The sequence below is a fragment of the Bacillus sp. FJAT-26390 genome (genome assembly GCF_001682865.1).
Lineage (GTDB): Bacteria > Bacillota > Bacilli > Paenibacillales > Paenibacillaceae > Pristimantibacillus.
Window position 1 is genome coordinate 1 of record NZ_MAQX01000028.1, and the last position, 533, is coordinate 533.

The 533-nt window shown below is 36.6% G+C and carries 1 protein-coding gene; it reads left to right on the top strand.

The window, feature by feature from the left end; translation table 11 throughout:
• Nucleotides 1-137: 137 nt before the first annotated feature.
• A complete protein-coding gene (locus tag A7975_RS20990) occupies nucleotides 138-488 on the top strand; it encodes a hypothetical protein (protein ID WP_065386430.1) in 351 nt (116 codons plus the stop codon).
• Nucleotides 489-533 lie beyond the last annotated feature (45 nt).

The following is a 533-nucleotide window of genomic DNA, read 5'->3' on the forward strand; positions in this document are numbered from 1 at the left end:
AAAATGATTCTCCATAGAGGGAGTTATGCGTAACAAATCCCTTAGGGTTTAAGTATAGGATGTAAATGGAAATTGAATAACTCATTTGCTGACAGTGCCTAATTGGAGTTTGAGGCAAATAAGGAAGGTTTGATCATATGGAGAAAGATCGGATATTGGAATGGGCGAAGAAATACCAAATAGAAGAGGAAACAATTAAATGCTTTTGGCTTAATTTTTATAACTATAAAGAAGAAGAACCAGAAGAGTTCAAACAAGTTTTTGGAATGAATTTCGAGTCTGACAAGCTATTCGTTCAGGTGAGTTCTGTACAAATGCGTGTTGAATCATCTAGGGATGAAGAGAAAATTTTCCCATCGCGTAACTATGGGTTTGATTATGCCGTTTCATGTATTCCAATCGTATATAATGAGCGGAAGCTCGGGGTTTATAAACTCCTTTTCACTTTGGATGGACAATCATTTGACGATTTTTTTATTATCGATTAAGACCGTTGCTTCTAACGGGGAACGATAGCATTCCTGTAGAGCGTT

Coding starts and splice junctions, on each gene's coding strand:
- A7975_RS20990 (WP_065386430.1), top strand. CDS start 138: ATGGAGAAAGATCGGATATTGGAATGGGCGAAGAAATACCAAATAGAA.